Below are 1685 nucleotides of genomic sequence, written 5' to 3' on the forward strand. Positions count from 1 at the left end.
TTGAACTGCTCCCAGTCAAGTAGACAGTGGAAATAATAAAAATGCTCTAAGCGGCTTGAGTCCTATATTCTAATGGACTTAAGCCGTTTAGTTTTTCTTGATAACGCTCATTGTTATAGAATTCAATGTATGTATCAATGGCGTGTTGTAGTGTCTCATACGTTTCGAATTTATGTAAATAATACATTTCCACTTTTAATGTTCCCCAAAACGATTCAATCGGTCCATTATCGATGCATCGACCGACTCTCGACATACTATGGGTCAATTTTGCGTTCTCCATGATTCGTTTAAATTCTTTTGATGTATATTGATAGCCTCGATCACTATGTAAAAGTGGAAATTCATCTTTTGACAGTTGACAAATTGCGGGTTGGATGGTCTTAAACACTAGGGCATTATTATTAGAATGGCCTAATACATAGCTCACAAGGGAGTTATCATACAAGTCAATGATCGCGCTTAAATACGCCTTCTTCCCATTGCCATATTTGAACTCTGTCACATCTGTACACCATTTCTGATTGGGTTTTTCAGCTGTAAATTCACGTGCTAACACATTTTCAGCTACGTAATCTGGTTTTACTTTTTGATACTTTTTTGTGCGACGTCGAATAACGGCCTGTAAACCACAAATCTTCATCAGACGATAAATGCGTTTTTTGTTCACTTTCTCCAACCCCTCTTTTTCTCGCTGGCGGTTAATCGTCATCGCGATACGACGGTAGCCATAAATGCCATCCACTTGTTTATACAAGTGTTGTATAGATGTAACGAGTTGTTCGTTTACTTGCTCTTGCTCTGTTGGTTGTCGCTTCAGCCATTTATAATAAGCTGCACGTGACACTCCCGCAAGTTCGCATAATAAAAGAATCGATAAGTTTTCATTCGCCGCTAATTCTTGAATCGCTAAATAACGGCTTTGCGTACGAATTCTACTTAACGATGCCTCCTTTCGATTTCTTCTAACTTTTTTAATAGTAAATTTTCCGCACGTAATCGCTCATTTTCACGCTCCATCTGTTGAATTTTTAAACGTAATTCATCTTCTGGTGTGCGTTCTTCTGCTGGTTTTGTACGACCTCGTCGATCTTGAAGTGCCTCTTCTCCATTTTGTTCAAATTTGCGTACCCATTGATACACCTGTTGATAAGACACCTCATATTGTGCTGCAATCTCTTGATAATTCTTCCCGTTTGCTAGACAAGCTTTGGCAATTTCAATACGTTCTTCTACAGTTGTTTTTCTTTTTTTAGTCATAGATTGGCTCAATCCTTTACCCGAATCTTGTAATTCACTATGACTAGTATACTTTTTAATCCAATTTCTTAAAACGCTTCTACTTGAAAGTTGATATTTTCTTGTTACTTCTCTTAATGAATATTTACCAGATAAATAGTCTTGAACAGCGGCGATTTTTACTTCTTTTGAGTAAAATCGATGTTTAGGTAATCGTTCTAAACCTTCTTCTCCAAAATGAAAATAGTCATTTTGCCAATCTTTAATTGTATCTCGATGTACGTTAAAAATCTGTGCTACTTCATTCAAAGTATAATTTTCTTCATGATAAAACTTAATGATTCTTAATTTTTCATCTTTAGAAAAAATTTTTGACATAAAAATACTCCCCATTAGATAAACAGATTTTATTTTTTAATCTGTCTACCTAACGGGGAGCATATCAT

At 35.8% G+C, this 1685-nt stretch carries 1 protein-coding gene; it reads right to left on the bottom strand.

Features of this window, described 5'->3' with window-relative positions; all coding sequences use genetic code 11:
- Positions 1-46 precede the first annotated feature (46 nt).
- Positions 47-1617, bottom strand: a protein-coding gene (locus tag D8M03_RS17490) for an IS3 family transposase (protein ID WP_245987670.1) whose coding sequence is annotated in 2 segments (ribosomal slippage) — positions 47-981 and positions 981-1617 — 1572 coding nt in all. Because the reading frame shifts where the segments join, the coding sequence is not laid out codon by codon here.
- Between the last annotated feature and the right edge of the window lie 68 nt (positions 1618-1685).

The organism is Ureibacillus endophyticus, from assembly GCF_003628435.1.
Classification (GTDB): Bacteria; Bacillota; Bacilli; order Bacillales_A; family Planococcaceae; genus Ureibacillus; species Ureibacillus endophyticus.